At 65.4% G+C, this 23,381-nt stretch carries 27 protein-coding genes; 25 read left to right on the forward strand and 2 right to left on the reverse strand.

Features of this window, described 5'->3' with window-relative positions; genetic code table 11:
- Positions 1-109 precede the first annotated feature (109 nt).
- From rpsM to ACSQ3P_RS02265, 21 genes are all read left to right on the forward strand, one after another.
- Entirely contained in the window at positions 110-478 is a 369-nt protein-coding gene (rpsM, locus tag ACSQ3P_RS02165; protein ID WP_069692134.1) for a 30S ribosomal protein S13, read from the forward strand.
- A 121-nt stretch (positions 479-599) separates the two neighbouring features.
- Positions 600-989: a 30S ribosomal protein S11 gene (gene rpsK / locus ACSQ3P_RS02170; RefSeq protein WP_043237079.1), complete on the forward strand. Its 390-nt coding sequence runs from the start codon at positions 600-602 to the stop codon at positions 987-989.
- A gap of 146 nt (positions 990-1,135) precedes the next feature.
- Entirely contained in the window at positions 1,136-2,152 is a 1,017-nt protein-coding gene (locus ACSQ3P_RS02175; protein WP_311914705.1) for a DNA-directed RNA polymerase subunit alpha, read from the forward strand.
- Positions 2,153-2,260: 108 nt separating this feature from the next.
- A complete protein-coding gene (gene rplQ, locus ACSQ3P_RS02180) occupies positions 2,261-2,677 on the forward strand; it encodes a 50S ribosomal protein L17 (RefSeq protein ID WP_056714466.1) in 417 nt (138 codons plus the stop codon).
- Between the two features lie 78 nt (positions 2,678-2,755).
- A complete protein-coding gene (locus tag ACSQ3P_RS02185; protein WP_436164021.1) occupies positions 2,756-3,736 on the forward strand; it encodes an alpha/beta hydrolase family protein in 981 nt (326 codons plus the stop codon).
- 85 nt (positions 3,737-3,821) lie between these two features.
- A complete protein-coding gene (locus ACSQ3P_RS02190) occupies positions 3,822-4,373 on the forward strand; it encodes a sugar O-acetyltransferase (protein ID WP_436164022.1) in 552 nt (183 codons plus the stop codon).
- Positions 4,374-4,609: 236 nt separating this feature from the next.
- Positions 4,610-5,575: a tripartite tricarboxylate transporter substrate-binding protein gene (locus tag ACSQ3P_RS02195; protein ID WP_436164023.1), complete on the forward strand. Its 966-nt coding sequence runs from the start codon at positions 4,610-4,612 to the stop codon at positions 5,573-5,575.
- A gap of 103 nt (positions 5,576-5,678) precedes the next feature.
- Positions 5,679-7,100, forward strand: coding sequence for a Do family serine endopeptidase (locus ACSQ3P_RS02200; protein WP_436164024.1), 1,422 nt, complete (start codon positions 5,679-5,681; stop codon positions 7,098-7,100).
- A complete protein-coding gene (locus tag ACSQ3P_RS02205; protein ID WP_436164025.1) occupies positions 7,097-8,404 on the forward strand; it encodes a replication-associated recombination protein A in 1,308 nt (435 codons plus the stop codon). The genes ACSQ3P_RS02200 and ACSQ3P_RS02205 overlap by 4 nt, the downstream gene beginning before the upstream one ends.
- On the forward strand, positions 8,371-8,721 hold the full coding sequence (locus ACSQ3P_RS02210; RefSeq protein ID WP_436164026.1) for a hypothetical protein: 351 nt from the start codon (positions 8,371-8,373) through the stop codon (positions 8,719-8,721). The genes ACSQ3P_RS02205 and ACSQ3P_RS02210 overlap by 34 nt, the downstream gene beginning before the upstream one ends.
- Positions 8,722-8,862: 141 nt before the next feature.
- On the forward strand, positions 8,863-9,048 hold the full coding sequence (locus tag ACSQ3P_RS02215; RefSeq protein ID WP_436164027.1) for a hypothetical protein: 186 nt from the start codon (positions 8,863-8,865) through the stop codon (positions 9,046-9,048).
- Between the two features lie 157 nt (positions 9,049-9,205).
- Positions 9,206-9,589, forward strand: coding sequence for a fluoride efflux transporter CrcB (gene crcB / locus ACSQ3P_RS02220; RefSeq protein ID WP_436164028.1), 384 nt, complete (start codon positions 9,206-9,208; stop codon positions 9,587-9,589).
- Positions 9,586-10,941, forward strand: coding sequence for an RluA family pseudouridine synthase (locus ACSQ3P_RS02225; RefSeq protein ID WP_436164029.1), 1,356 nt, complete (start codon positions 9,586-9,588; stop codon positions 10,939-10,941). The genes crcB and ACSQ3P_RS02225 overlap by 4 nt, the downstream gene beginning before the upstream one ends.
- Before the next feature lie 116 nt (positions 10,942-11,057).
- Entirely contained in the window at positions 11,058-11,588 is a 531-nt protein-coding gene (locus ACSQ3P_RS02230; RefSeq protein WP_436164030.1) for a hypothetical protein, read from the forward strand.
- A gap of 276 nt (positions 11,589-11,864) precedes the next feature.
- Positions 11,865-12,542: an HAD family hydrolase gene (locus ACSQ3P_RS02235; RefSeq protein WP_436164031.1), complete on the forward strand. Its 678-nt coding sequence runs from the start codon at positions 11,865-11,867 to the stop codon at positions 12,540-12,542.
- Between the two features lie 80 nt (positions 12,543-12,622).
- A complete protein-coding gene (locus tag ACSQ3P_RS02240) occupies positions 12,623-13,798 on the forward strand; it encodes a lipase (RefSeq protein WP_436164032.1) in 1,176 nt (391 codons plus the stop codon).
- A 216-nt stretch (positions 13,799-14,014) separates the two neighbouring features.
- The gene (locus ACSQ3P_RS02245; RefSeq protein WP_139221373.1) at positions 14,015-14,401 is read left to right on the forward strand and encodes a hypothetical protein; all 387 of its coding nucleotides are present in this window, start codon (positions 14,015-14,017) and stop codon (positions 14,399-14,401) included.
- Between the two features lie 119 nt (positions 14,402-14,520).
- Positions 14,521-16,521 (forward strand): acetyl-CoA carboxylase biotin carboxylase subunit, encoded by a 2,001-nt coding sequence (locus ACSQ3P_RS02250; protein WP_436164033.1) that lies wholly within the window; start codon positions 14,521-14,523, stop codon positions 16,519-16,521.
- Between the two features lie 86 nt (positions 16,522-16,607).
- Positions 16,608-17,228 (forward strand): glutathione S-transferase family protein, encoded by a 621-nt coding sequence (locus ACSQ3P_RS02255; protein WP_436164034.1) that lies wholly within the window; start codon positions 16,608-16,610, stop codon positions 17,226-17,228.
- A gap of 277 nt (positions 17,229-17,505) precedes the next feature.
- The gene (locus tag ACSQ3P_RS02260; protein ID WP_436164035.1) at positions 17,506-18,030 is read left to right on the forward strand and encodes a hypothetical protein; all 525 of its coding nucleotides are present in this window, start codon (positions 17,506-17,508) and stop codon (positions 18,028-18,030) included.
- 77 nt (positions 18,031-18,107) lie between these two features.
- The gene (locus ACSQ3P_RS02265; protein ID WP_436164036.1) at positions 18,108-18,896 is read left to right on the forward strand and encodes a YdcF family protein; all 789 of its coding nucleotides are present in this window, start codon (positions 18,108-18,110) and stop codon (positions 18,894-18,896) included.
- 70 nt (positions 18,897-18,966) lie between these two features.
- Here the strand turns inward: ACSQ3P_RS02265 and ACSQ3P_RS02270 are convergent, their stop codons facing one another.
- Entirely contained in the window at positions 18,967-19,242 is a 276-nt protein-coding gene (locus tag ACSQ3P_RS02270) for a DUF3253 domain-containing protein (RefSeq protein WP_436164037.1), read from the reverse strand.
- A complete protein-coding gene (locus ACSQ3P_RS02275) occupies positions 19,235-19,963 on the reverse strand; it encodes a DUF599 domain-containing protein (protein ID WP_436164038.1) in 729 nt (242 codons plus the stop codon). The genes ACSQ3P_RS02270 and ACSQ3P_RS02275 overlap by 8 nt, the downstream gene beginning before the upstream one ends.
- 224 nt (positions 19,964-20,187) lie before the next feature.
- On the opposite strand from ACSQ3P_RS02275, the gene ACSQ3P_RS02280 reads away from it, so the two are divergent.
- From ACSQ3P_RS02280 to ACSQ3P_RS02295, 4 genes are all read left to right on the forward strand, one after another.
- Complete coding sequence (locus ACSQ3P_RS02280) at positions 20,188-20,610, forward strand: rhodanese-like domain-containing protein (RefSeq protein ID WP_103717401.1); 423 nt, start codon at positions 20,188-20,190, stop codon at positions 20,608-20,610.
- A gap of 9 nt (positions 20,611-20,619) precedes the next feature.
- Entirely contained in the window at positions 20,620-20,796 is a 177-nt protein-coding gene (locus ACSQ3P_RS02285) for a hypothetical protein (RefSeq protein WP_436164039.1), read from the forward strand.
- A 46-nt stretch (positions 20,797-20,842) separates the two neighbouring features.
- Positions 20,843-21,184 (forward strand): hypothetical protein, encoded by a 342-nt coding sequence (locus ACSQ3P_RS02290; protein WP_436164040.1) that lies wholly within the window; start codon positions 20,843-20,845, stop codon positions 21,182-21,184.
- A 322-nt stretch (positions 21,185-21,506) separates the two neighbouring features.
- Positions 21,507-23,300: an ABC transporter ATP-binding protein gene (locus tag ACSQ3P_RS02295; protein WP_436164041.1), complete on the forward strand. Its 1,794-nt coding sequence runs from the start codon at positions 21,507-21,509 to the stop codon at positions 23,298-23,300.
- Positions 23,301-23,381: the final 81 nt, after the last annotated feature.

Raw genomic sequence — 23,381 nt, forward strand, 5'->3', positions numbered from 1 at the left:
GCGCATGTGACCGTTTCAACGCCTCGCAGAGGCCGGCCTCCACCGGCGCGAGGTTATTTTTCACCGCCGGCGCGCCATCGGGCGCCTCGGCCGACATGGAGAAGAGACCATGGCTCGTATTGCGGGCGTCAACATTCCCACCGGCAAGCGCGTCGTCATCGGCTTGCAGTACATCCACGGCATCGGCGCCCAGAAGGCCAAGGAGATCTGCTCCAAGGTCGGCATCGCCGATGAGCGCCGGGTCAACCAGCTGACCGACGCCGAAGTCCTGCAGATCCGCGAGACGATCGACCGCGACTACCTCGTCGAGGGCGATCTGCGCCGTGAAGTCTCGATGAACATCAAGCGTCTGATGGATCTCGGCTGCTATCGCGGCCTGCGCCATCGCCGCTCGCTGCCGGTTCGTGGCCAGCGCACGCACACCAACGCCCGCACCCGCAAGGGCAAGGCGAAGCCGATCGCCGGCAAGAAGAAGTGATTTCCGGGCAGTAGGTCGTGGGCAGTGGGCAGTCGTAAGCGATTGCCGACTGCCGATTGCCGACTGCCTTTCTACTCCCCAGCGCCTGGCATGACGGGCGCGCTCGAAGGATGAAAGACCTATGGCCAAGGAAGCCCAACGCGTTCGTCGCCGCGAACGTAAGAACATCGTCTCCGGCGTCGCCCATGTGAACGCCTCGTTCAACAACACCATGATCACCATCACCGACGCACAGGGCAACACGATCTCGTGGTCGTCTGCCGGCACGATGGGCTTCAAGGGCTCGCGTAAGTCGACCCCCTATGCCGCCCAGGTTGCCGCTGAGGACGCCGCCCGTAAGGCTGCCGAGCACGGCATGCGTACGCTGGAAGTCGAAGTCACCGGTCCGGGTTCGGGCCGTGAGTCGGCGCTGCGCGCTCTGCAGGCTGCCGGCTTCACCGTGACCTCGATCCGCGACGTGACGCCGATCCCGCATAACGGTTGCCGCCCGCGCAAGCGCCGTCGCGTCTGATACCTGATCCAGAGCATGATGCCGGAAAGCGGAAACCGGTTTTTGGCATCATGCTTTAGCTCTCGACTCTCTGGCGCCCGCACCGGCGGGCGCCTGTCCGGGGCGGCCCGCCGCCGCCATTGAATTCAAGCACCAGGAGTGCGGTCGTGATCAGCAAGAACTGGCAGGATCTGTCAAAGCCCAACAAGCTCGAAATCAAGGTCGGCGACGACCCGAAGCGTCACGCCACCGTGATCGCGCGCCCGCTGGAGCGCGGCTTCGGCATGACGCTCGGCAACGCGCTGCGTCGCGTGCTGCTGTCCTCGCTCCAGGGCGCGGCCGTCACCGCCGTCCAGATCGACGGCGTGCTGCATGAATTCTCCTCGATCCCCGGCGTGCGCGAGGACGTCACCGACATCGTCCTCAACATCAAGGCGATCGCGGTCAAGATGCAGGGCGAAGGCCCCAAGCGCATGACCCTGCGCAAGACGGGCCCCGGCACCGTCACCGCCGGCGACATCAACACCATCGGCGACGTGTCGATCCTGAACCCCGACCTCGTGCTCTGCACGCTGGACGAGGGCTCCGAGATCCGCATGGAGTTCACCGTCAACACTGGCAAGGGCTATGTCCCCTCCGAGCAGAACCGCCCGGAAGATGCGCCGATCGGTCTGATCCCGGTCGACAGCCTGTATTCGCCGGTCAAGAAGGTCTCCTACCGCGTCGAGAACACCCGTGAGGGCCAGAACCTCGACCGCGACATGCTGACCCTGCAGATCGAGACCAACGGCTCGGTCACCCCCGAGGACGCGCTGGCGCTGGCCGCCCGCATCCTGCAGGACCAGCTCGCCGTCTTCATCACCTTCGAGGAGCCGCGCAAGGAAGAGGCCGTCTCGACCGCGCCGCAGCTGCCCTTCAACCCGGCGCTGCTCAAGAAGGTCGACGAGCTCGAGCTGTCGGTGCGTTCGGCGAACTGCCTGAAGAACGACAACATCGTCTATATCGGCGACCTGATCCAGAAGTCGGAGGGCGAGATGCTGCGCACCCCGAACTTCGGCCGCAAGTCGCTGAACGAGATCAAGGAAGTGCTCGCCACCATGGGCCTCCACCTCGGCATGGACGTCACCGGCTGGCCGCCGGAGAACATCGAAGAGCTCGCGAAGCGCTTCGAGGAGCATTACTGAGCAAGTCGGCGCAGGCATCCGCCTGCGCCATTCGCACGGCGCATAAGCGCCGGAGCATAAAGAACGGCCGTACCGTGGCACGGCGGCCGTAATCGATAGGAGAGCCAAATGCGTCACGGTTTCCGCGGTCGTCGTTTCAACCGCTCGGTCGAGCATCGCAAGGCGATGTTCGCCAACATGTCCCAGGCCCTGATCAAGCACGAGCAGATCACCACCACGCTGCCGAAGGCCAAGGATCTGCGTCCGGTCGTCGAGAAGCTGATCACGCTCGCCAAGCGCGGCGATCTGCATGCCCGCCGCCAGGCGATCGCGCAGATCAAGGACGTCGCTCTGGTCGGCAAGCTCTTCGCGGTGCTGGGCCCGCGCTACAAGGAGCGCAATGGCGGCTATCTGCGCATCATGAAGGCGGGCTTCCGCTTCGGCGACAATGCTCCGCTGGCAGTGATTGAGTTCGTCGATCGCGATGTCGACGCCAAGGGCAAGGATTCCGGTCCGGTCTTCACGGCGGAAGACGAGGCGGCCTGAGCCGTTTGGTCAGATGATAGATTTCGGAAGGGTGGCCCTCGGGCCACCCTTTTTTGTTGTCCGGATTTGGGGGAGTGAATGCGGCATCATGGCTCGGGTTCACGCAACGGTGACGCCCTGTCTTTCCTGGGGCTCCTCCGAGCTTCTCTCATTACGAGCTTCGTGCTGCTCTGTTCGACCATTGATGGGGTGGCGCAGCAGCTGGGCGATCCTTCGCCGCCGTTTTCCATACGCGATCTTGTGGAGGGCACCCAGGCCAACCAAGGGCAATGCGCCGAGCGTGAGGGCTCTATCTGGGTCGTGCACAAGCTTGGGACGGAATGCCTGGCGACTTATAGCTCTCATCCCGTACCGAAGCAGGATCAGTCCGGGCCGGGGGCCTTGGTCATATTCCTGCATGGCGACCATCTGAGCGGGAAGAAGCCGATCGGCAACTACGAGACCATCACGCCCGAAACTCTGGTTCGCGGCATGCGCCGACAATCCTTCAAGCCGAGTGTCACCTATGTTCTGCTCGCAAGGCCCGGCGTCTACGGGTCGTCGGGCGATCATAAGCAGCGACGTCGTGCCAAGGAGTTTCATAGCATTGCCGCTGCGATAGAGGTTCTGCGCGAACGCTACCGAGTTTCGAAGGTCGTGCTGGTGGGCCAATCAGGCGGCAGTGCCGCAATTGGCGCGGTACTCACGCTTGGCGCTACGAACATTGCCTGCGCGGTCATGGGTGCAGGCGTCTATGCGGTTAACGCCAGGGCCGAGTTTCGTCGTCAGTTGCTCGGCCAACGGTCCCGTCCGGGATGCGACGTGACTGGCTATTGCGATGCCTATGAGAGCGTCAACCACATCGACGCTATCGTGCGCGATCCATCGCGTCGTCTCATCGTCGTTGGCGATCCCAAGGATCAGAATACGCCTTTTGCATTACAGCTCGATTGGGTTGAGCGACTTCGAAAGGCTGGTCACACGGTCGAGGTCATCGAGGCGGAAGGCAGAGGACCGGACCATCACAGCGTTGCATGGAAGTCATTCCAAGTCGCCCGGACATGTGTGTCGGCTCCCTGAGGGTCAGTCTTCGGGCCGCCCTTTTTCGTTTCCATAGGCTTCGTTCGATCCCGTAGCGCGGCGCAATGAGAAGGACAGCGAGCTTATGGAGCGAAGCGAGAAAGACAAGATGCTGGCCGGCGAGCTCTACGATGCCGGTGACGCCGAGCTGCAGGCCGCGCTTGCGGCAACCCGGGACTGGTTGGTGCGCTACAACGCGGCGCTCGCGACGCCGACGCGAGAGCGCCGTATGCTGCTGGCGGAGCGCCTGGCCGCCGTAGGCGAGGGTAGTACCATCCGCCCACCCTTTCATTGCGATTATGGCTTCAACATCAATGTGGGCGCAGGCGTCTTCCTGAACTTCAACTGCGTGATTCTCGATGTCGTCGCCGTGACGATCGGCGACCGGACGCAAATCGGGCCTGGCGTCCAGATCCTGACCGCCGATCATCCGCGCGACCCTGCGCAGCGCGAGGCTGGGCTGGAGTTCGGGCGTCCCGTCACGATCGGCCGCAATGTCTGGATCGGAGGCGGCGCGCTGATCCTCCCCGGCGTCACGATCGGCGACGACGCGATCATCGGCGCGGGCAGCGTGGTCACGCGCGACGTTGCAACAGGTGCGACCGTGGTGGGCAATCCGGCGCGGCCGCTGCGTTGAGGGGCTAACCCGCCAAGGACTCGGCGGGGGAAACGGGAAACGCGTTTCGTTCCATCGAGGGGTGCGCGAGAGCAGGATGCGAAAAAGTGGGAACCGGTTTTTCGCATCCTGCTCTCACTCTTAGATGAGAGACGGATTCAGACTTCAGATGGGATCACTTCGTGATTCCATCTGAAGTCATCCGGCTCTAGCCTGCACGAAGGCCTGCCTTACAAGGCGCACGCTGGGAGAGAAACATGCTGAAGTCGATCGCCTCCATCTCTGCCCTGGCTGCCGTGCTGTCGGTGTCGGCGCCTGCCGCCGCGCAAGACAGCTACCCTTCCAAGCCGATCACCATGATCGTGCCCTTCGCGGCGGGCGGCTCGTCGGACGTCATCGCGCGGCTTGTCGGCGACGAGATGGGGCGCGTGCTCGGGCAGCGCATCGTGATGGAGAATATGGGCGGGGCAGGCGGGGCGACGGCCCTGACGCGTGCCTCCCGCGCCGAGCCGGACGGCTACACGATCGTGATCGGCAATAGCGGCACCAATGCCGCCTCCTATACGATCTATCCCGACCTCAAATACACCAATGCCGATTTCGCGCCGATCGGCCTTGTCGCCAAGACCTCGCCGATGATCGCGCTGAAGCTCGATTTCCCGGCCAAGGACCTGATGGAGTTTGTCGCCTACGCCAAGGCCAATCCGGGCAAGGTCAGCCTCGGCCATGCCGGCGTCGGCTCGTCGAATTATCTGATCTGCCGCAATTTCGTGAAGGCGGCCGGCGTCGATGTGGCGCTGGTCAGCTATCGAGGCGCAGGGCCGGCGCTGAACGACCTGATGGGCGGGCAGATCGACGGTGTCTGCGATGCGGCGACATCCCTGTACGGCGCTGTCGAAAGCAAGAAGGTGAAGGCCCTGGCGGTGGCGACGCCGGGACGGCTTGCGAGCCTGCCCGATGTTCCGACCTCGAAGGAGGCCGGTCTGCCGGCCTTCGAGGCGCAGGGCTGGAACGCGCTGTTTGCCCCGAAGAACACGCCGCAGCCGATCATCGCCAAGCTGAATGAGGCTTTGAAAACAGCGCTCTCGAGCCAGACGCTGCAAGGTCGATTCAAGGAGCTCTCCTCGGTTCCGCCCACGGCCGAGGAGGTGACGCCTGCCTTCGTCGCAGGCTTCGTGCCCGGCGAGATCGAGCGCTACCGCTTGCTGCTGCAGGACAAGTGAGGCAGGGCATCTGCGCCTCATTGCGTCGTGAGACGCTGGAAAAGCTGAGCCGGCCGGCCTATTTCTCGGCCAGCGCTGTTGAGGCGCTGCAGAGGAGGCGTTGATGCCAGGCCGTTCGAGACCCATCCACCTTGCCGTACCGCTCGCCTTGCTGATGGCGGTGGCGATGGAGAGCGCCGTCCAGGCCCAGCCGAAACAGGCCCCCGAGACCCGCCAGCAGATCACGCTCTCGTTCGCGCCGATCGTGCGCCAAAGCGTGGCGAGCGTCGTCAACGTCTATGGTGCGCGCGTCGAGAAGCAGCCGCGCAACCCCTTCATGGACGATCCGTTCTTCCGCCGTTTCTTCGGCGATCGCGGCTTCGGCGTGCCGCAGGAGCGCGTGCAGCGTTCGCTCGGCTCCGGCGTCGTGGTCGACGCCTCGGGCCTCGTCGTCACCAACAACCACGTCATCGAGGGCATGAGCGAGGTCAAGGTCGCCTTCGCCGACAAGCGCGAGGTCGAGGCGACGATCCTGCTGCGTGATCCGCGTACCGATCTCGCCGTGTTGAAACTCAAGGGCGTCAAGGATCTCGCCGCGATCGAGTTGGCCGATTCCGACAAGGTCGAGATCGGCGATTTGGTGTTGGCGATCGGCAACCCCTTCGGCGTCGGCCAGACGGTGACGCAAGGCATCGTCTCGGCGCTGGCGCGCACGCAGATCGGTGTCGGCGACGCGCAATCCTTCATCCAGACGGACGCCGCGATCAATCCCGGTAATTCCGGTGGCGCATTGGTCGACATGCAAGGCCGTGTCGTCGGCATCAACACCGCGATCTTCTCGCGCTCGGGCGGCAGCATCGGCATCGGTTTCGCCATCCCCTCTGCCATGGTGCGCGTCGTGGTCGAGAGCGCGCGGGCGGGCGCGACGACGGTGCGCAGGCCCTGGTTCGGAGCCCGGCTCCAGGCCTTGACGGCCGATGTCGCCGACGGGCTCGGGCTCGACCGGCCGGCGGGTTCCGTCGTCGCCAGCGTGGTCGAGAAAGGACCGGCCGCTGAAGCAGGCCTGCGCCGCTCCGACGTGATCCTGGCGATCGACGGGGTCGGGGTCGATGATCCCGAGGCCTTCGGCTATCGCTTCGCTACCCGCCCGCTCAACGGCACGACCGGGCTGACCGTGCTGCGCGGCGGCAAGCGATTGACGCTGCCGGTCAAGCTGATCCCGGCGCCGGAAACCCGCCCGCGCGACGCCGTCGTGCTGGCGGGGCGCTCGCCTTTGACCGGGCTCACGGTGATGAACCTGTCGCCGGCCGTCTCCGAGGAGCTTTCGATCGATGCCGCGACCGAGGGCGTCGCCGTCAGCGAGATCGAGGAGGGCAGCGTGGCAGCGCGCGTCGGCTTCCAGAAGGGCGACATCATCCAGGCCCTCAACGGCGAGCGGATGGCGACGTCGCGGGATATCGAGAACGCCACCAAGGAGCGCAAGCGCGCCTGGGAAGTGACGATCTCGCGCGGCGGCCAGACCGTGACCTCGGTCTTCCCCGGGTGAGCGATCTCTTCGCCGCCTCCGGGCTGGACAAGTCCGGACCGCGCCCGCTCGCCGACCGCCTGCGCCCGACGACGCTGGCGGAGGTCGCAGGGCAGGAGCATCTGACCGGGCATGACGGGGCGCTGACGCGGCTCGTCGCCTCCGGCTCGCTGGGCAGCCTGATCTTCTGGGGCCCGCCCGGCACCGGCAAGACCACCGTCGCGCGCCTGCTCGCGGGTCAGGTCGATCTCGGCTTCGAGCAGATCAGCGCGATCTTCTCCGGCATCGCCGACCTGAAGAAGGTGTTCGAGCTGGCGCGGGGACGCCGGTTCGGCGGCAAGGGTACCTTGCTCTTCGTCGACGAGATCCATCGCTTCAACCGCGCCCAGCTCGACGCCTTCCTGCCGGTGATGGAGGACGGCACGATCACGCTGGTCGGGGCGACCACCGAGAACCCGTCCTTCGCGCTCAACGCCGCGCTTTTGTCGCGCGCCCGGGTGCTGACCTTCAAGTCGCTGGACGAGGGCTCGCTGCTCTTCCTGCTCGGCCGGGCCGAGCTTCTGGAAAACCGGTCCTTGCCGTTGACGCCGGAGGCGCGGCTGGCGCTGGCCCGCTTCGCCGATGGCGACGGGCGCGCCGTGCTGACGCTGGCCGAGGAGCTCTGGCGCGCCGCCAAGCCCGACGAGATCTTCGACGAGGCGGGGCTGGCCGAGGTCATCCAGCGCCGCGCGCCGATCTATGACAAGGCGCAGGACGGCCACTACAATCTGATCTCGGCCCTGCACAAGACGATCCGCGGCTCCGACCCCGACGCGGCGCTGTACTATTTCGCCCGCATGCTCGATGCCGGCGAGGATCCGCGCTTTCTGGCGCGGCGGTTGGTGCGGATGGCGGTCGAGGATATCGGGATGGCCGATCCGCAGGCGCTGCTGCATGCGCGTGCCGCCGCCGAGACCTATGAGCAGCTCGGCTCGCCCGAGGGCGAGCTCGCGCTCGCCAATGCGGTGATCTACCTCGCCACCGCGCCGAAATCGAACGCGGCCTACATGGCCTACAAGGCTGCGGTCCGGGCGGCCAAGCAGGGCGGCTCGCTGATGCCGCCCAAGACGATCCTCAACGCGCCGACAAAGCTGATGAAGGAAGAAGGCTACGGCGCGGACTATTCCTATGACCACGACGCGCCCGACGCCTTCTCCGGCCAGAACTACTGGCCCGACGCGCTCGGCCGGCAGCGCTTCTATGATCCGCCCGAGCGCGGCTTCGAGCGCGAGATCCGCAAGCGGCTGGAGTATTGGGAGAAGCTGCGGCGCGAGCGGGGGATGTAACATTTCGAGATTGGCGCGCAAAATTTTCTGACTATTCGCCGGATCATGAGGCGTCCCATCAATGCCAGGCGGAATGGTCAGCTGCTTACAATGCCGATCCGGGTGGCAAGCAACGCAAATTGTTGCCCTTCCTGCTGAGTCCAACATGCGAGAACTCGCTGGCCCAGCAGATCGTCTACAAATCGCTGGTGGGTCGTTCCACAGCCGAACGCCGCGCCTCCCTCATTGAGGCGATCGAGCACCGGAAGCAAACGACGGTGACGGAAGCGGCGGCCGCCGAGTTTGCTGCCGACGCCCTCATGCGTTTTATCAGATGACCGTCCGCGCTTCGACAGTCCGCTGGAGCGTGCGAGGGCTGAGCGCGGAAGATCCAACTTGATCGATCGCAAAGGTGACGCACCGGCCCGGGTCTATCGTTCCTGACAACGCCTGCCTCAGGCATCCCGGCTGGAGTTCTCATGTTCTCTCTCATCGCGCGCCTTATCCTGATCGTTCCCGCGCTGATCGCGGGCTGGTTCGTCTCGAAGGACGATATCAGCTACTGGATCGTCGCCTTGGCGATCGCGCTGGTCTTCATCGTGCTGACGATCGTCGTCGAACTCTATGTACGCCCGCTGTTGGCGCGGTTTCGATTCCGGCCGTGAGGCCGGCCACTGGGGCTCAGGCCGGATGGGCGGCCAGTAGTCTTGTCCTGATTGCGGTCCCGCATCTGCGCAGCAGCACTGCGTGCCGCAGCGCGTGCGGGATGACGCCGCTGCGATTTCGTTTGTGCGCTGCCGCCTCGCGCTCTATGCGAAACGGATGATCTCCACGTTCCTCGTCTTTCTCGGCGCCGGTATCGGCGGCGTGCTGCGGCACGGCGTCAATCTCGCTTCGCTCAAATGGGTCGGCCCCGGCTTTCCCTATGGCACACTCGCGATCAACATCGTCGGCTCTGGCCTGATGGGCCTGGTCGCGGGCTGGTTCGCTTTCAAGGCCGGCGAGGGCGCGCCGCAGGATCTGCGGCTGTTCCTGACGACCGGCATCCTGGGCGGCTTCACCACCTTTTCCGCCTTCTCGCTCGACGCGATCCTGCTCTGGGAGCGGGGCGAGGCGATGCTGGCTGCGGCCTATGTCCTTGGCTCTGTCGTGGTGTCGCTTGCGGCGCTGGTCGGCGGCCTTGCGATCATGCGGGGACTGACATGAGAACCGGGAACAAGGGGCCGGGCGGTCCCAAGAGCGGCGGTCCCAAGAGCGGCGGCCCCAAGGGCAGCGGCCCGAAGCGCGGGGGCAGGCCGCCGGCCTCGGGCGCGCCCAGGGGACCAGCAGCAAAAGGCAAGCGCCCGAGCCATGATGCGCGCCGTTCGGCGCGGGCTTCGGCCAGGCCTCGGCCGGAGCGGGAAGAGGATGTGGTCCGCACCGAGCCGACGCGCAACCCGGCTCCGCATCATCCCCTGCCGCGCGCGGCTGGCCCACGCAAGCCTGCGGTGCCACGCAAGGCGCCGGTGACGGATGCGCCGACGCGCGCCGAGGTCAAGGCGGAGACGGCGCAGGTGCTCGCCACCGGCGTGCAGCAGCTCGTGGTGACGGCGGACGAGAACGAGATGCGGATCGACCGCTTTCTGGAAAACCGGTTTCCGCAGCTCTCCTTCAGCCATATTCAGCGCATCGTCCGGAAGGGCGAATTGCGCGTCAACGGCAAGCGCGCCGACAGCAAGGACCGGCTCGAAGAGGGCCAGACCGTGCGCATCCCGCCGCTCAAGCTCGAACCGCAGGAGCAGCGGCCGCGCTCGCTCAAGGCCGATGACGACACGCTCGGTTTCCTGCGCTCGATCACGCTCTATGAGGATGACGACGTCATCGTCTTGAACAAGCCGGCGGGGCTCGCCGTGCAGGGCGGCTCGGGTACCACGCGCCATGTCGACCAGATGCTCGACGCGATGATGGGCAAGGACGGCCAGAAGCCGCGCTTGGTGCACCGGCTCGACAAGGACACCGCCGGCTGCCTCGTCATCGCGAAATCGCGCTTTGCGGCGGCGACTTTGGCCAAGACCTTCCGTTCGCGCTCGGCACGCAAGGTCTATTGGGCGCTGGTCGCCGGTGTGCCGCGCGTACGCCAGGGCCGGATCTCGACCTATCTCGCCCGCGAGGAGGCCTATGACGGCGATCAGCGCATGGCGGTCGCCAAGCATGGCGACGACGGCGCGATGCATGCCGTGACCTATTACGCCGTGGTCGAGACCGCGGCGCAGAAGCTCGGCTGGCTCTCACTGAAGCCGGTGACGGGGCGCACCCACCAATTGCGCGCCCATGCCGCCCATATCGGCCACCCGATCGTCGGCGACCCGAAATACTTCAACATCAAGAACTGGGAACTGCCCGGCGGCATCCAGAACAAGCTGCATCTGCTGGCGCGGCGCATCGTGCTGCCGCATCCGCGCGGCAAGGGCACGATCGATGTCAGCGCGCCGCTGCCACCGCATATGCGCCAGTCCTGGAACCTGCTCGGCTTCGAGGATGAGCGCTACGATCCGATCGTCGACGCGCCCGACGAGTAGGGGCTGGCAGGTCCCGTTTCGTTCGGGATGCTGACGAAGCGTAAGAGAACAGTTGCAGAACAAACCGGACTATGTTCTAGTTCTGTTCCCATCACTCTTACGCAGGTGCTCCGATGATGCGTTTCGCAGTTCTCTTCACTGGCCTGTCTCTGTCCCTTTGCGTCGCTGCTCCGGCTGTTGCGCAGGCGCCCGCGCCGCGCCAGGCGGCTTCGGCCGCGACCACCTCTGATGACCCCGTGCCGCGCGAAGCTCGCGCCAAGGCGCGGCAGGAATGCCTCGCCGATAATGTCGCACTCTCCGGCGATGATCTGCGCACGGCGATGCGCGACTGCCTCCAGGCCAAATTTCCCGGCGTGCAGCTTTATGCTCGCGACGGGGTGACGCGCGACGGCAAGCCGACTGCGGCTGCCGCCCGCGCCACCTGCAAGGAGGAGGTCGACGGCCGCAAGCTCGAGGGCTCCACCCGCACGGCTGCGCTCGTGGCCTGCTTCAACGAAAAGCGTCCCGATCTCGCCCAGCGTGCGGCTTGCCGCAAGGAGGCGCGCGGAAAGGGGCTCGATGGCGATGATCTGCGCAAGGCGGTCGACAGCTGCGCCCGCGAGGCCAAGTCCGGCGCGCCGCAGACCCCGGCTGCATCGAGATCCTAAAGCGGCGGCGTAGTCCGCGCAGGACAAGGGCATGACGCCGGTTGAAACTGGTTGCCAGTTTTCGGCGTCATGCTCCAGAGGTTGTTATGGACAGTGGGGATGATTTGACGCTGGCAAAAGCGCCGCGCCCTGCGGGTGAGGTGAAAACGATGGAGCTGCAGCGTCGCATCGCTTGCCGATACCAAGGGTATCGCCTGCGCAATGCTCCTCCCATCTCCACCGTTTTGACCTCATCAAATCATTCCCATAGTCCATAATAACCTCTAAAGCCGCGCCATGAATCTCGTCATCTTCGACCTCGACGGCACGTTGATCGATTCGGAAGCGATCATTCTCGGCGCCCAATACGAAACCTTCGCCAGGCATGGGCTCGTCCATCCCGGCCGCGAAGCCGGGCTCGGTATCGTCGGATTGACGCTCGACATCGCGCTGATGCGCTTGGCCGGGCTCGACAAGCCCGATGATGCGCTGACCCAGACCTATCGAGAGGTGTTCGGCGCGATGCGCCATCAGGCCGAGACCGATCCGGCGCTGGCTGAGCCGCTTTATCCCGGCGTCGCCGAGATGCTCTCGGTTCTCTCGGCCCGGCCCGGCTTGCAGCTCGGCATCGCCACCGGCAAGTCGCGCCGGGGTGCGGAGTACATCATCGAGCGCTATGGCTGGAACGCGTTGTTCACCACGATCCAGACTGCCGACGACGCGCCCTCCAAGCCGCATCCGGGCATGATCCTGCGGGCGCTGGCCGAGATCGGTGCGAAGCCTGAGCGTTGCGCGATGGTCGGGGACAGTTCCTTCGACATCGAAATGGCGGTCGCCGCCGGCGTCACCCCGATCGCGGTGTCCTGGGGATTCCAGCCCGCCGCGAGCCTCGTCGCGTTGGGCGCCCGGCATGTGCTGGGCGAGATGTCCGAGCTGCCGGGGCTGCTCGACGCGTTGGCAACGGAGCCTGCCTGAACTCGCCCCTCCTGTCTTGCCCTCTCCAGTCTTGCCAGCGCATGCGGTAACGCTACGTTAGGTTGAGGGCGGGGGCGGCGATGACGAGAGTGACGGTCCGGGTCGGGAAGCTGGCGACGGCGTTTGTCCTTGCGCTCCTCCTGGCGCTCGCCCTTGCTGCGTGCGGGACGATCGAGATCGTCCAGGACAAGAACTATGCGCGCGTGCGTGTCGGCGCCGAGGATGCGAAGGCGCTGCCGGCCAAGGATGTGGCTCCTTATGTTGTCGGCTATGCGCTGCTCTCGCTGGCGGCCTATGACGACGTGCGCTACGGCGTCGCCAAGCCGGTGGCGGTCGGGTCGAGAGAGGCGGAGGCGCAGCGCGACGACGACCAGGCCTTCGGGACATTGGCGCGGCCCTGGCTTGCTCCCTGGGCCCTGGCCGAGACGCTGATCAATGACTGCCGTGGCGCGCCGCGCCCGCGTCGTGATTTCGGCTTCGGCGGGCGCAAGGGCGATTGCGCCTCGGACGAGTCGCCGAAGGGCCGCATTCTCGACGGGCTGGGCTTGCAGGTCTGGACGCATGGTCGCCCAGGATCTGACCACCAAGAATCTGGCCGCCAAGGATCGCGCTTCTGCCGCGAGGTGATCCTCGCCTTTCGCGGCACCGACCGGAGCCAGCGCGACGACTGGCTCTCGAATTTCCGGGCTCTGACGCGGGTTTTGCCGCTCTACGATCAATACGAGCAGGTGCAGGACCATGTCGGCCCGATCCTCGACCGTGTCGAACGCTATCCCTGTTATCGCCGGGGCCGCACCGAAATCGTCGCCATCGGCCACTCGCTCGGCGGCGGGCTGGCGCAGCAGGCGGCCTATCGCGACGGCCGCGTCCGGCGCGTCTTCGCCTTCGATCCGAGTTTCGTCACCGGCTATTACGATCTCGGTCCAAAGCAGCGTGTCGACAATTCCAGGGGGCTCAAGATCGAGCGCGTCTACGAGCATGGCGAGATCCTGGCCTATCCGCGCCTGCTGCTGCGCAATGTCTATCCGCCTTCGGCCTGCGATCCGCAGATCAGGCATATCCGCTTCAATCTGATCGATGGCGGCTCGATCTTTGCGCAGCACTCGCTGGCCACGTTGACGGCAGGGTTCCTGGAACTGGCGAAGGGCAAGGCCGGCCCGCCTGACAATGACGGCTTTCTGCCCGTCTCGCCCTATGCGTTCGAGCGGACGGGCAAATGCCTGCCAGCCGATGTCATCGCCCGCGCGGGTCCGTGAGCCGGTGCTGATCGTAACGTCTGCGCAACCACGTCGGATCAGCTCTGTTTAACCTGAATAACCGTTCAGATTTTGGCGTTAACCACCTGCTGGGGGGTGGAGATCCATGGTGTTCCTGCAACAGGAACATACCGGCATAAAACAAAGCCGGACGAGGATTGAACAATGATTGGTCATGAGCTTCGTGAATTCGTCGATCGCGTGATGGATCATCACGTGATCGACGATGAAGACGTCAAGATGCTTCAGCGTGAGATCTTGGCTGATGTCGTGATGACACGCGATATCATCGATGTGCTGGTCGCGCTCGATCGGGCGGTGCCTGAGGCCTGCGCGGCTTTCGCCGATTACCTGGTCACGCTCACCGTCGACTACGCCGTCTGGGAAAGCCGCCCGACGGGGATCATCGACCGTGACAAGGCACATTGGCTGGTGACGACGCTGAGCGCTGGGGACGGGCCGAGCGCCACGGCCCAGCGCATCGCTTTCGAGATCGTGCGTGAGGCGGAACGCTGCGATGAAGCCCTGATCGGCTTTGCGCTGCGCAAGGGCTCGGAGAAGCTTCGCGGCCTCGGCGCCGAGCGCATGCTGCTGGCGAGCTGAGCCCATCTGCGCACAACCGCTTGCCAGCGGCTGAACTTTTGCATCAATGGACGCCGGCTGCGGCGTTCACTAAACCCCGGCGGCCAATGATTTGGTGAGACGGCCGGGAGACGCCATCGATGTTCACGAAAATCCTGATCGCGAACCGTGGCGAGATCGCCTGCCGTGTCATCAAAACGGCGCGCCGCATGGGCATCAAGACGGTCGCGGTCTATTCCGATGCCGATCGCGACGCGCTCCATGTCGAGATGGCCGACGAGGCCGTGCATATAGGCCCGCCCGCGGCAGCCCAATCCTATCTGCTGATCGACAAGATCGTCGCCGCCTGCAAGGCGACCGGCGCGCAGGCCGTCCATCCCGGCTACGGTTTCCTCTCCGAGCGCGAGGCTTTCGCCCAGGCGCTGAAGGATAACGGCATCGTCTTCATCGGCCCCAATCCCGGCGCCATCGCCGCGATGGGCGACAAGATCGAATCGAAGAAGGCCGCCGCTGCCGCCAAGGTCTCGACCGTCCCGGGCCATCTCGGCATCATCGAGGACCCCACCCATGCGGTGACCATCGCCGACGAGATCGGCTATCCCGTCATGATCAAGGCCTCGGCCGGCGGTGGCGGCAAGGGCATGCGCATCGCCTATTCCGCCGGTGAGGTGGCAGAAGGCTTCGCCCGCGCCAAGTCCGAGGCTGCGTCCTCCTTCGGCGACGACCGCGTCTTCGTCGAGAAATTCATCGTCGATCCCCGCCATATCGAAATCCAGGTGCTTGGCGACAAGCACGGCAACGTCATCTATCTCGGCGAGCGCGAATGCTCGATCCAGCGCCGCAACCAGAAGGTCGTCGAGGAGGCGCCGTCGCCGCTGCTCGACGAGGCGACGCGCCGCAAGATGGGCGAGCAGGCGGTCGCGCTGGCCAAGGCAGTGAATTACGATTCCGCCGGCACGGTCGAGTTCGTCGCAGGCCAGGACAAATCCTTCTACTTCCTCGAGATGAATACGCGCCTCCAGGTCGAGCATCCCGTCACCGAGATGATCACCGGCGTCGATCTCGTCGAGGAGATGATCCGCGTAGCCTTCGGCGAAAAGCTGCGCCTGACCCAAGACCAGGTGAAGCTGAACGGCTGGGCGGTGGAATCCAGGGTCTATGCGGAGGATCCGACCCGCAACTTCCTGCCTTCGACCGGCCGGCTCGTGACCTATCGCCCGCCTGCGGAAGGTCGGGATGGCGATGCTACGGTGCGCAACGACACCGGCGTTTTTGAGGGCGGCGAGATCTCGATCTATTACGACCCGATGATCGCCAAGCTCGTCACCCATGCGCCGACGCGGCTGGCTGCGATCGAGGCGCAAGGCCGCGCGCTCGACGCCTTCGCCATCGATGGCATCCGCCACAACATCCCCTTCGTCTCGGCCTTGATGCACCATCCGCGCTGGATCGCCGGCAATCTCTCGACCGGCTTCATCGCAGAGGAGTTCCCAGACGGCTTTGCGCTGCCGCAGCCCAAGGGCGAGGTTGCGCTCCGGATGGCGGCGATCGCGATCGCCTGCGACCATCGCCTGAACCAGCGCAAGCGCAATGTCTCGGCGCAGATGGAAGGCTGGCGCAAAGTCGCTTTCGACCGCACGCGCATCGTCCAGCTCGGGGCCGGGCGCTTCGAGGGAGAGGTCTCGGAGCAGGCCGGCGCCGTCGTCATCGCCTTCGGCGGGCGCAGCATCACGGTCGTCAGCGATTGGCGGCCGGGCGAGCCGGTCTGGCGCGGCACGCTCGACGGGGTGAGCGTGGCGGCGCAGGTGAGGGCGATCCTCAACGGTGTCGCGCTCGGCCATGCCGGCGCCTATGCGAACGCCCATGTCTACACGGTGCGCGAGGCGGAACTCGCAGCGCTGATGCCGGAGAAGGTCGCGGCCGACACCGGCAAGTTCCTGCTCTGCCCGATGCCGGGCCTGGTCAAGGCGGTCTCCGTCACGGTCGGCCAGGAGGTCAAGGCGGGCGAGGCGCTCTGCATGGTCGAAGCCATGAAGATGGAGAACGTGCTGCGCGCCGAGAAGGACGTCACCATCGCCAAGATCCTGGCGAAGGAGGGTGATTCGCTCGCTGTCGACGCCGTCATCATGGAATTCGCCTGAGGGCAGGGCGGGCTTTCGCCTCTTCCTTGCCAATTGCGGCCGCTGGCCCGAGAGTTGCCGGCAAGACGAGAACAGGGCTGGTAGTCATGCTGACGATCTGGGGGCGCATCAGCTCCATCAATGTGCAGAAGGTGGTCTGGGCTGCAGGCGAGGTTGGTCAAACCTTCGAGCGCATCGACCTTGGCGGCGCATTCGGCGGTACGCGCGAGCCGAGCTTTCTCGCCAAGAACCCCAACGCTCAGATTCCCGTGCTGGAAGACGGCGATGTCTGCATCTGGGAATCCAACAGCATCGTGCGCTACCTGGCAGCGCGCTATGGCGCCGGCTGGATCTGGGAGGAGGATCCGGCGCTGCGCACGGAGGCCGACCGCTGGATGGATTGGATGATCTCCGAATTGCAGCCCTCGATGACGCCGGCCTTCTGGGGGCTGGTGCGGAAAGCTCCGGGGCATACTGACCCAGAGGTGATCGCAGCCTCCATCGCCAAGACCGAGGCCAAGATGGATATCCTGGAGGCGCATCTGGCGACGCGGAGCTTTCTCGCGGGCGAGCGTTTCGGCATGGCCGACATCACGGTCGGTTGCGGCGCGCATCGCTGGCTGAACATGCCGGTCGAGCGCCCAGTGCGGCCGCATCTGCAGCGCTGGTATGAGACCCTCTTCGCGCGTCCGGCCGCCAAGCCGGCCTTGCCGTTGCCGATTTCGTGAGATGACGCCTGGAGCCGGATGATTTCAGATGGCATTACGAAGTGATCCCATCTGAAATCTGAATCCGTCTCTCATCAAGGAGTTAGAGCAGGATCAATGCGAAAGCCGGTTCCCACTTTTTCGCATCTTGCTCTAGAGCATTTCCGCGTTTCTCCGAATCGCAGAAACGCTCTACCTCGTTGTTTTATCGTATTTTCTTCACGCGAACCGGTGTCCACTTCGCTCGAAAATGCTCTAGCGGCCTTGATCTGGCCGCCTCGGCGCGGATGATGAACCGATGATCCCGTTGATCGCGCTCCCGCTCTTTCTGTTGATGGCCAGCGCCACGCCGCTCTGGGCGCAGGCTCCATCGCCGCCGCCGGGCAGCGCGGTGCTCGCGAGCGACCGCGCGCAATTGGCGACCTGTCTGCGCGAGGGCCGCACTGTGGCGCCATCCTGCATCGGCATGATCGCGGTCGCTTGCGTGCGTGCGACTGGCGTCGACCAGCGCGCGGCCGAACTCGGTTGCGCACGCCGGGAGGAGGCGGTCTGGCGCGAGCGGCTGCTGCTGGCGCTGCGATTGAAAGGGCGCTCGCTCGACGCAGGCCAGCGCAACCGGGTCGTCGCCCTGCAAGTCACCTGGGAGAGTTTCGTCGCGCAGAAATGCGCCTTCTACGGAACGACGCAGCGGGAAGGCTGGCAGCTCGGCCGGCAAGCGGGCTGCGAACTGCGCGAGGTCGCTAGCCGTGCGATCGAGCTCGAAGCGTCGCTGCCGCAGGCCCAGCCACGACAGCCGCAAGCGCCGCCGCGCATCATCCGCTGAGGTAACGGAACCCTTCGCGTTAGCAAGCCGTCAGTATGGTTGAGCTATATCCGGCTGAGTGGTGCCGGAGGCCGTCCATGTTCTTCACTCTCTCCAAGCTCGTCTGGTTCGTCTTCTCTCCAGTCAACCTGGCGATCCTGCTGGCCGGGCTTGCGGCGCTGCTGGCCTTCACGCGCCTAGCCCGGTTCGGGCGCTGGCTCGGCGTTCTTGCCGTGCTCGCCCTGTCATTGATGGCGTTCAGCCCGCTGCCGCGCATCGTGATCCGCCCGCTCGAGAACCGCTTTCCCCAGCAGGATACCGCGAAGGGACCGGTCGCCGGCATCGTCGTGCTGGGCGGCGCCATCGGGGTTGCACGCGGCGATGTGGTGCTGACCTCGGCGGCTGCGCGCATGACCAAGGCGGTCGAGATCGCGCGGCTTCATCCCGAGGCGAAGATCGTCTTCACCGGCGGCGCCGCCAATCTGGTCACCCCGGTCACCGAGACCGAAGCCGATGGCGCGCGATTGCTGTTCGAGGGGCTCGGCCTGCCACCGGAGCGGCTCGTGCTGGAGGATAGGTCGCGCAACACCCGCGAGAACGCCGTCTTCACCCGCCGGCTGGTCGAGCCCAAGCCCGGCGAGCGCTGGCTGCTGGTGACCTCGGCCTGGCACATGCCGCGCGCGATGGGCGTGTTCCGCAAGGCAGGCTTCGCGGTCGAGGCCTTTCCCGTCGATTACTGGTCCGAGAACGAGTCGGCCGATTTCATCAGGCCCTATGGCCGGGCGCCGCGCGGCCTGAGCATCGCCGATGACGGCTTCAAGGAATGGGTCGGGCTGCTGGCTTATTGGCTGGCGGGATATACCGACGCGCTGTTTCCGGGGCCTTGAGAGCGGCAGTCGGCAATAGGCAGTCGGCAATAGGCAGTCGGCAGTCGTAGTCTGGTGAGCTTTCGACTGCCTACTGCCCATTGCCACCCTCAGGCAGCCGCAAGCGATACACTCCGCGAAAATCATCCGGGTCCACCGGCTTGCCCTTGCGGGTGATGACGAGGCGGCCTTCCTTCATCAGCCTGACCGCGATCTTGCGCGCCGGCTGCATCAATGGTCCCCAGCCATCGGGATGATCGCCACCGACGGCGCGCGCCGCGTCGGTCGGGCTGATCGTGCCGCCCGGACCACGCTCAGTGACGAGGCGCAGCATTGCCGCTTCGAGGGCGTCCAGCGGGTTACTCATCACTAGCCTTGCGTGCTGCGGCCTGGTCGATCAGGGCGTTGGCATAGCTGAAGACGCGGGCGGCGTCCGAGGCGAACTGGCGGCGATACATCGCGATCAGGACCGCTGCGGTGAAGACCATGAAGGTCAAGGGGCCGAGGAACCAGCCCATATAGGCGAGCGCGAAGAAGAAGGCGCGCTGGCCGCGGTTGAAGTGCCGGCCGGCGGCGATATTCATCTCGGTCATCTCATGAACGGCGCGGGCAGCGTCGCGCTCGTCATGGCTCTTGGCCGGGGGCAGGGCGCCGATCAGGATGACGCAGTAATTGAACAGCCGGTAGGCCCAGGCGAATTTGAAGAAGGCATAGCCGAAGATCACCGCGAGCCCGATCACCTTCATCTCCCAGGCGGCGCGGGTGGTCGGCGTGCCGAAGGGCAGGTCGGCAAAGAGGGCGACGACGCGGTCGGTCGATTGCAGCAGGGAGAGCGAGCCGCCGATCGCGATCAGCGAGGTCGAGGCGAAGAAGGCGGTGCCGTTCTGCAGCCCGTTCATCACTTGCGTGTCGACGATGCGGTTGTCGCGGCCCATGGCTTCGCGCACCCAGCGCGCGCGGCGCAGGTTCATCCGCATGTTCAGGCTCTTCGCCGCGTGCGGGCCGAGCTCCACCGCGAAATGATAGCCGATCCACGATGCCACGAAGAAGGCGAAGCCGACGATGTCGAAGGTGCCGAATCCGATCATTCCATCTCCTAGCGCATCTCCGCGTTTCTCCGAATCGCCGAAACGCTCTAGCTCCTTGTTTTATCACATTTTCTTCACGCGAACCGGGGTCCACTTCGCTCGAAAATGCTCTAGAATCCCACACTGCTCGGTGCGGGCCGGCTTGCCAAGATAGCGCTCGCAGGGCAGGGCGATTGACCGCGACGTCCCGAGCCGACACGGTGCCGCGACAACGGAGACCAGCCATGCCGCAGATCATCACCAAGGGCTACAAGGCGTTGCTGGCTGAGGCCGAGGCAGCTGTGGAAACGCTCTCGGTCGAGGAGGCCAGGGCGCTGCATGGCCGCGACGACGTCGTCTTCGTCGATCTGCGCGATCCGCGCGAACTGGAGCGGGAAGGGCGCATGCCTGAGGCCTTCCATTGCCCGCGCGGCATGCTGGAGTTCTGGATCGATCCCGAGAGCCCCTATGCCAAGCCGGTCTTCAGCCAGGACAAGCGCTTCGTCTTCTTCTGTGCCGGCGGCTGGCGTTCGGCGCTGGCGGCCTTGACCGCCCAGGAGATGGGGCTGAAGCCGGTCGCCCATATCGCCGGTGGTTTCGGCGCCTGGAAGAAGGCCGGCGCGCCCTTCGACGCAGCGGAGTCGAAAGACGCCGGCGGCAAGAACTGAGCGGCCGACTTGTCCCATATCCTGATTGTCTTCCTCGTCGTCGCCTTCCTGTTCCGCAAGCCGCTCGGGCGCATCCTGGCGCGGCAATTCCCCGACCGCGAGAAGCGCCATCGCGTGGTGGGAACGATCATCCTGGCCTTCGTGCTGGTGATCGCGGTGAGATTGCTGGCATTGTTCTGGAAGTGAGGTGCGCTCTACCGCGCCTGCCTGCGCGGCATGAACTGAGAGTGAGATGTTTCGTCGAACCAAGCTGATCCTAGCCCTGCTGGCCGCTTCGATCGCGAGCGGGACCACGCCTGCCCTCGCGCAGGACAGCCAGCCTCAAAGCTGGTCCGAGGTGAAATGCGCCCGCTACAAGAAGGCCTGGTCCGAGGCCCTGACGCGCCGGGGCACGCAGGGCTTGGGGCGGGAGTTCCTCGACAACCATGAAGCCTTCCTCGCATCGGGCTGCATGGCGCAGGCCAATGTCTGCCCGAAATCCGCTGAGGAGCTCGAGCTCGCGAACATTATGGTCATCCTGGCGATGAATGCGGGAACGGCGAGCACCTTCCTGCCCTTCTCATGCCGGAAATGAGGCTTGGAGCGAGCGAGGCCTGAAGCCGGCTCGCTCGGCGCTTTTCGCAATCGCCCCATGCGCAAAATGCGACTTGCAGGATTCGCGTCTGCCCGTTTATCGTGCACATCTTGGCTCCAACATCGGAAAGGGAGGGCTGAATGAAATTCATCGTCATCGCCGCTCCCCGAATGCCGTCGTCCCGTTAAGTCGGACGACCGCGCGGCCCGCCTGATCCAGGGCGGCCTGAGCCAGCAATCCCATCGCATTTTTAGAAGACCGGGGCAGCGCCCGGGCTTCGCTTGAATTGGAGTCGGCTGCCGTCGCGGCGCCGAATGAATCGATGTCTCATGATACTCAAACCGGGCGGCGGGAGCCGTTCCGGGCCGTTCTCGGCTTCACTTTCAGCCATTGGGCCCGCCAGCCCGAGCAGGTCGCCTGGGTTGCCGGCGTCACCATCGCCGCCACGCTCGCAGAGCTGTTCACGCCGGTCTATGCCGGTCGTCTCGTCGATGCGGCGTCGAGCGGAGCCGGTGGCATTGAAGCGGCGCTCCGGGCGCTGGGCGCGATGATGGTGCTGGCCGCCATCATGGTTCTAGGGCGGCATTTTGCCTTCGTCGGCCTGACCACGATGACGCTGCGCACGATGAGCGATGTCTCGCAGGAGGCCTTCGCGCGCCTGCAGCGCTTTTCGACCGACTGGCACGCGAACAACTTCGCGGGCTCGACGGTGCGCAAGATCACGCGCGGCATGTGGGCGCTCGACTTGCTGACCGACACGATCCTGATCGCGCTCTTGCCGTCGCTGGTCATCCTGCTCGGCATGACGGTGGTGCTGGCCTGGCACTGGCCTGCGATGGGGCTCGTCGTAGCTCTGGGGGCGCTGGCTTATATCGGGCTGACGCTCGCGCTGTCGCTGCGCTTCGTCGCGCCGGCGGCTCGGCTCGGCAACGCCTGGGACACGCGTCTGGGTGGCGCGTTGGCCGATTCCATCACCTGCAACCCGGTCGTGAAGGCCTATGGCGCTGAGGCGCGCGAGGATCTGCGCCTAGAGACCGTAGTGTCGAAATGGAGCCTCAGGACGCGGCGTGCCTGGCTTCGCGGCACCTGGTCGGGCACTGGCCAGAACGTGGTTCTGCTGGTGCTGCGCGCGGCCGTGATCGGCCTCGTGATCTGGCTGTGGGCGGACGGGCAGGCCTCGCCCGGCGATGTCGCATTCGTGCTGACGGCCTATGCGGTGGTGCATGGCTATCTGCGCGATGTCGGCCAGCACGTCCACAATCTGCAGCGCTCGGTCAACGACATGGAGGAGCTCGTCGCGATGCACGATCTTCCCTATGGCGTGCCCGACGCCAAGGGCGCGACCGAGATGGCGGTGACGGCGGGCGAGATCGCCTTCGAGAACGTGACCTTCCATTACGGGGGCCATGTCGAGCCGCTCTATCGCGATTTCTCGCTCACGATCCGTGCGGGCGAGAAGGTCGGCCTCGTCGGGCGCTCCGGCTCCGGCAAGACGACCTTCGTCAAGTTGGTGCAGCGGCTCTACGACGTCACCTCCGGCCGCATCGCGATCGATGGAATCGATATCGCGAGCGCCACGCAGGCATCCCTGCGCCGGCAGATCGCGATCGTGCAGCAGGAGCCGGTGCTGTTCCACCGCTCGCTGGCCGAGAACATCGCCTATGGCCGGCCCGGCGCTAGCCAGGCGCAGGTCGAGCAGGCGGCGGAGCTCGCCAATGCGCATGAGTTCATCATGCGCCTGCCCAAGGGCTATGCCACGCTCGTCGGCGAGCGCGGCATCAAGCTCTCGGGCGGCGAGCGCCAGCGTGTCGCGCTGGCGCGCGCCTTCCTGGCGGATGCGCCGATCCTGATCCTGGACGAGGCGACCTCGAGCCTCGATTCGGAATCGGAGGCGCTGATCCAGCAGGCGATGGAGCGGCTGATGGAAGGCCGCACCACCATCGTCATCGCACACCGGCTCTCCACCGTGCGCGCGATGGACCGCATCCTGGTCTTCGATCGCGGCCGCGTGGTCGAGGAAGGCCCGCATCAGGCGCTGCTGACGGCCGAGAACGGCGCCTATCGCGCGCTGTTCGAGAAGCAGGTCAGCGAGATGGCCAAGGGGCTGGCGGTGTGACGTCCTTCTCGCTTTGGGGGGAGGGTACGGATGAGGGAAGGGCCGTGTGAGCGGCCCTTTTCTTGTTTTCGTTGTGGCTCA

This window comes from Allobosea sp. LjRoot9 (assembly GCF_964252745.1).
Classification (GTDB): domain Bacteria; phylum Pseudomonadota; class Alphaproteobacteria; order Rhizobiales; family Beijerinckiaceae; genus Allobosea.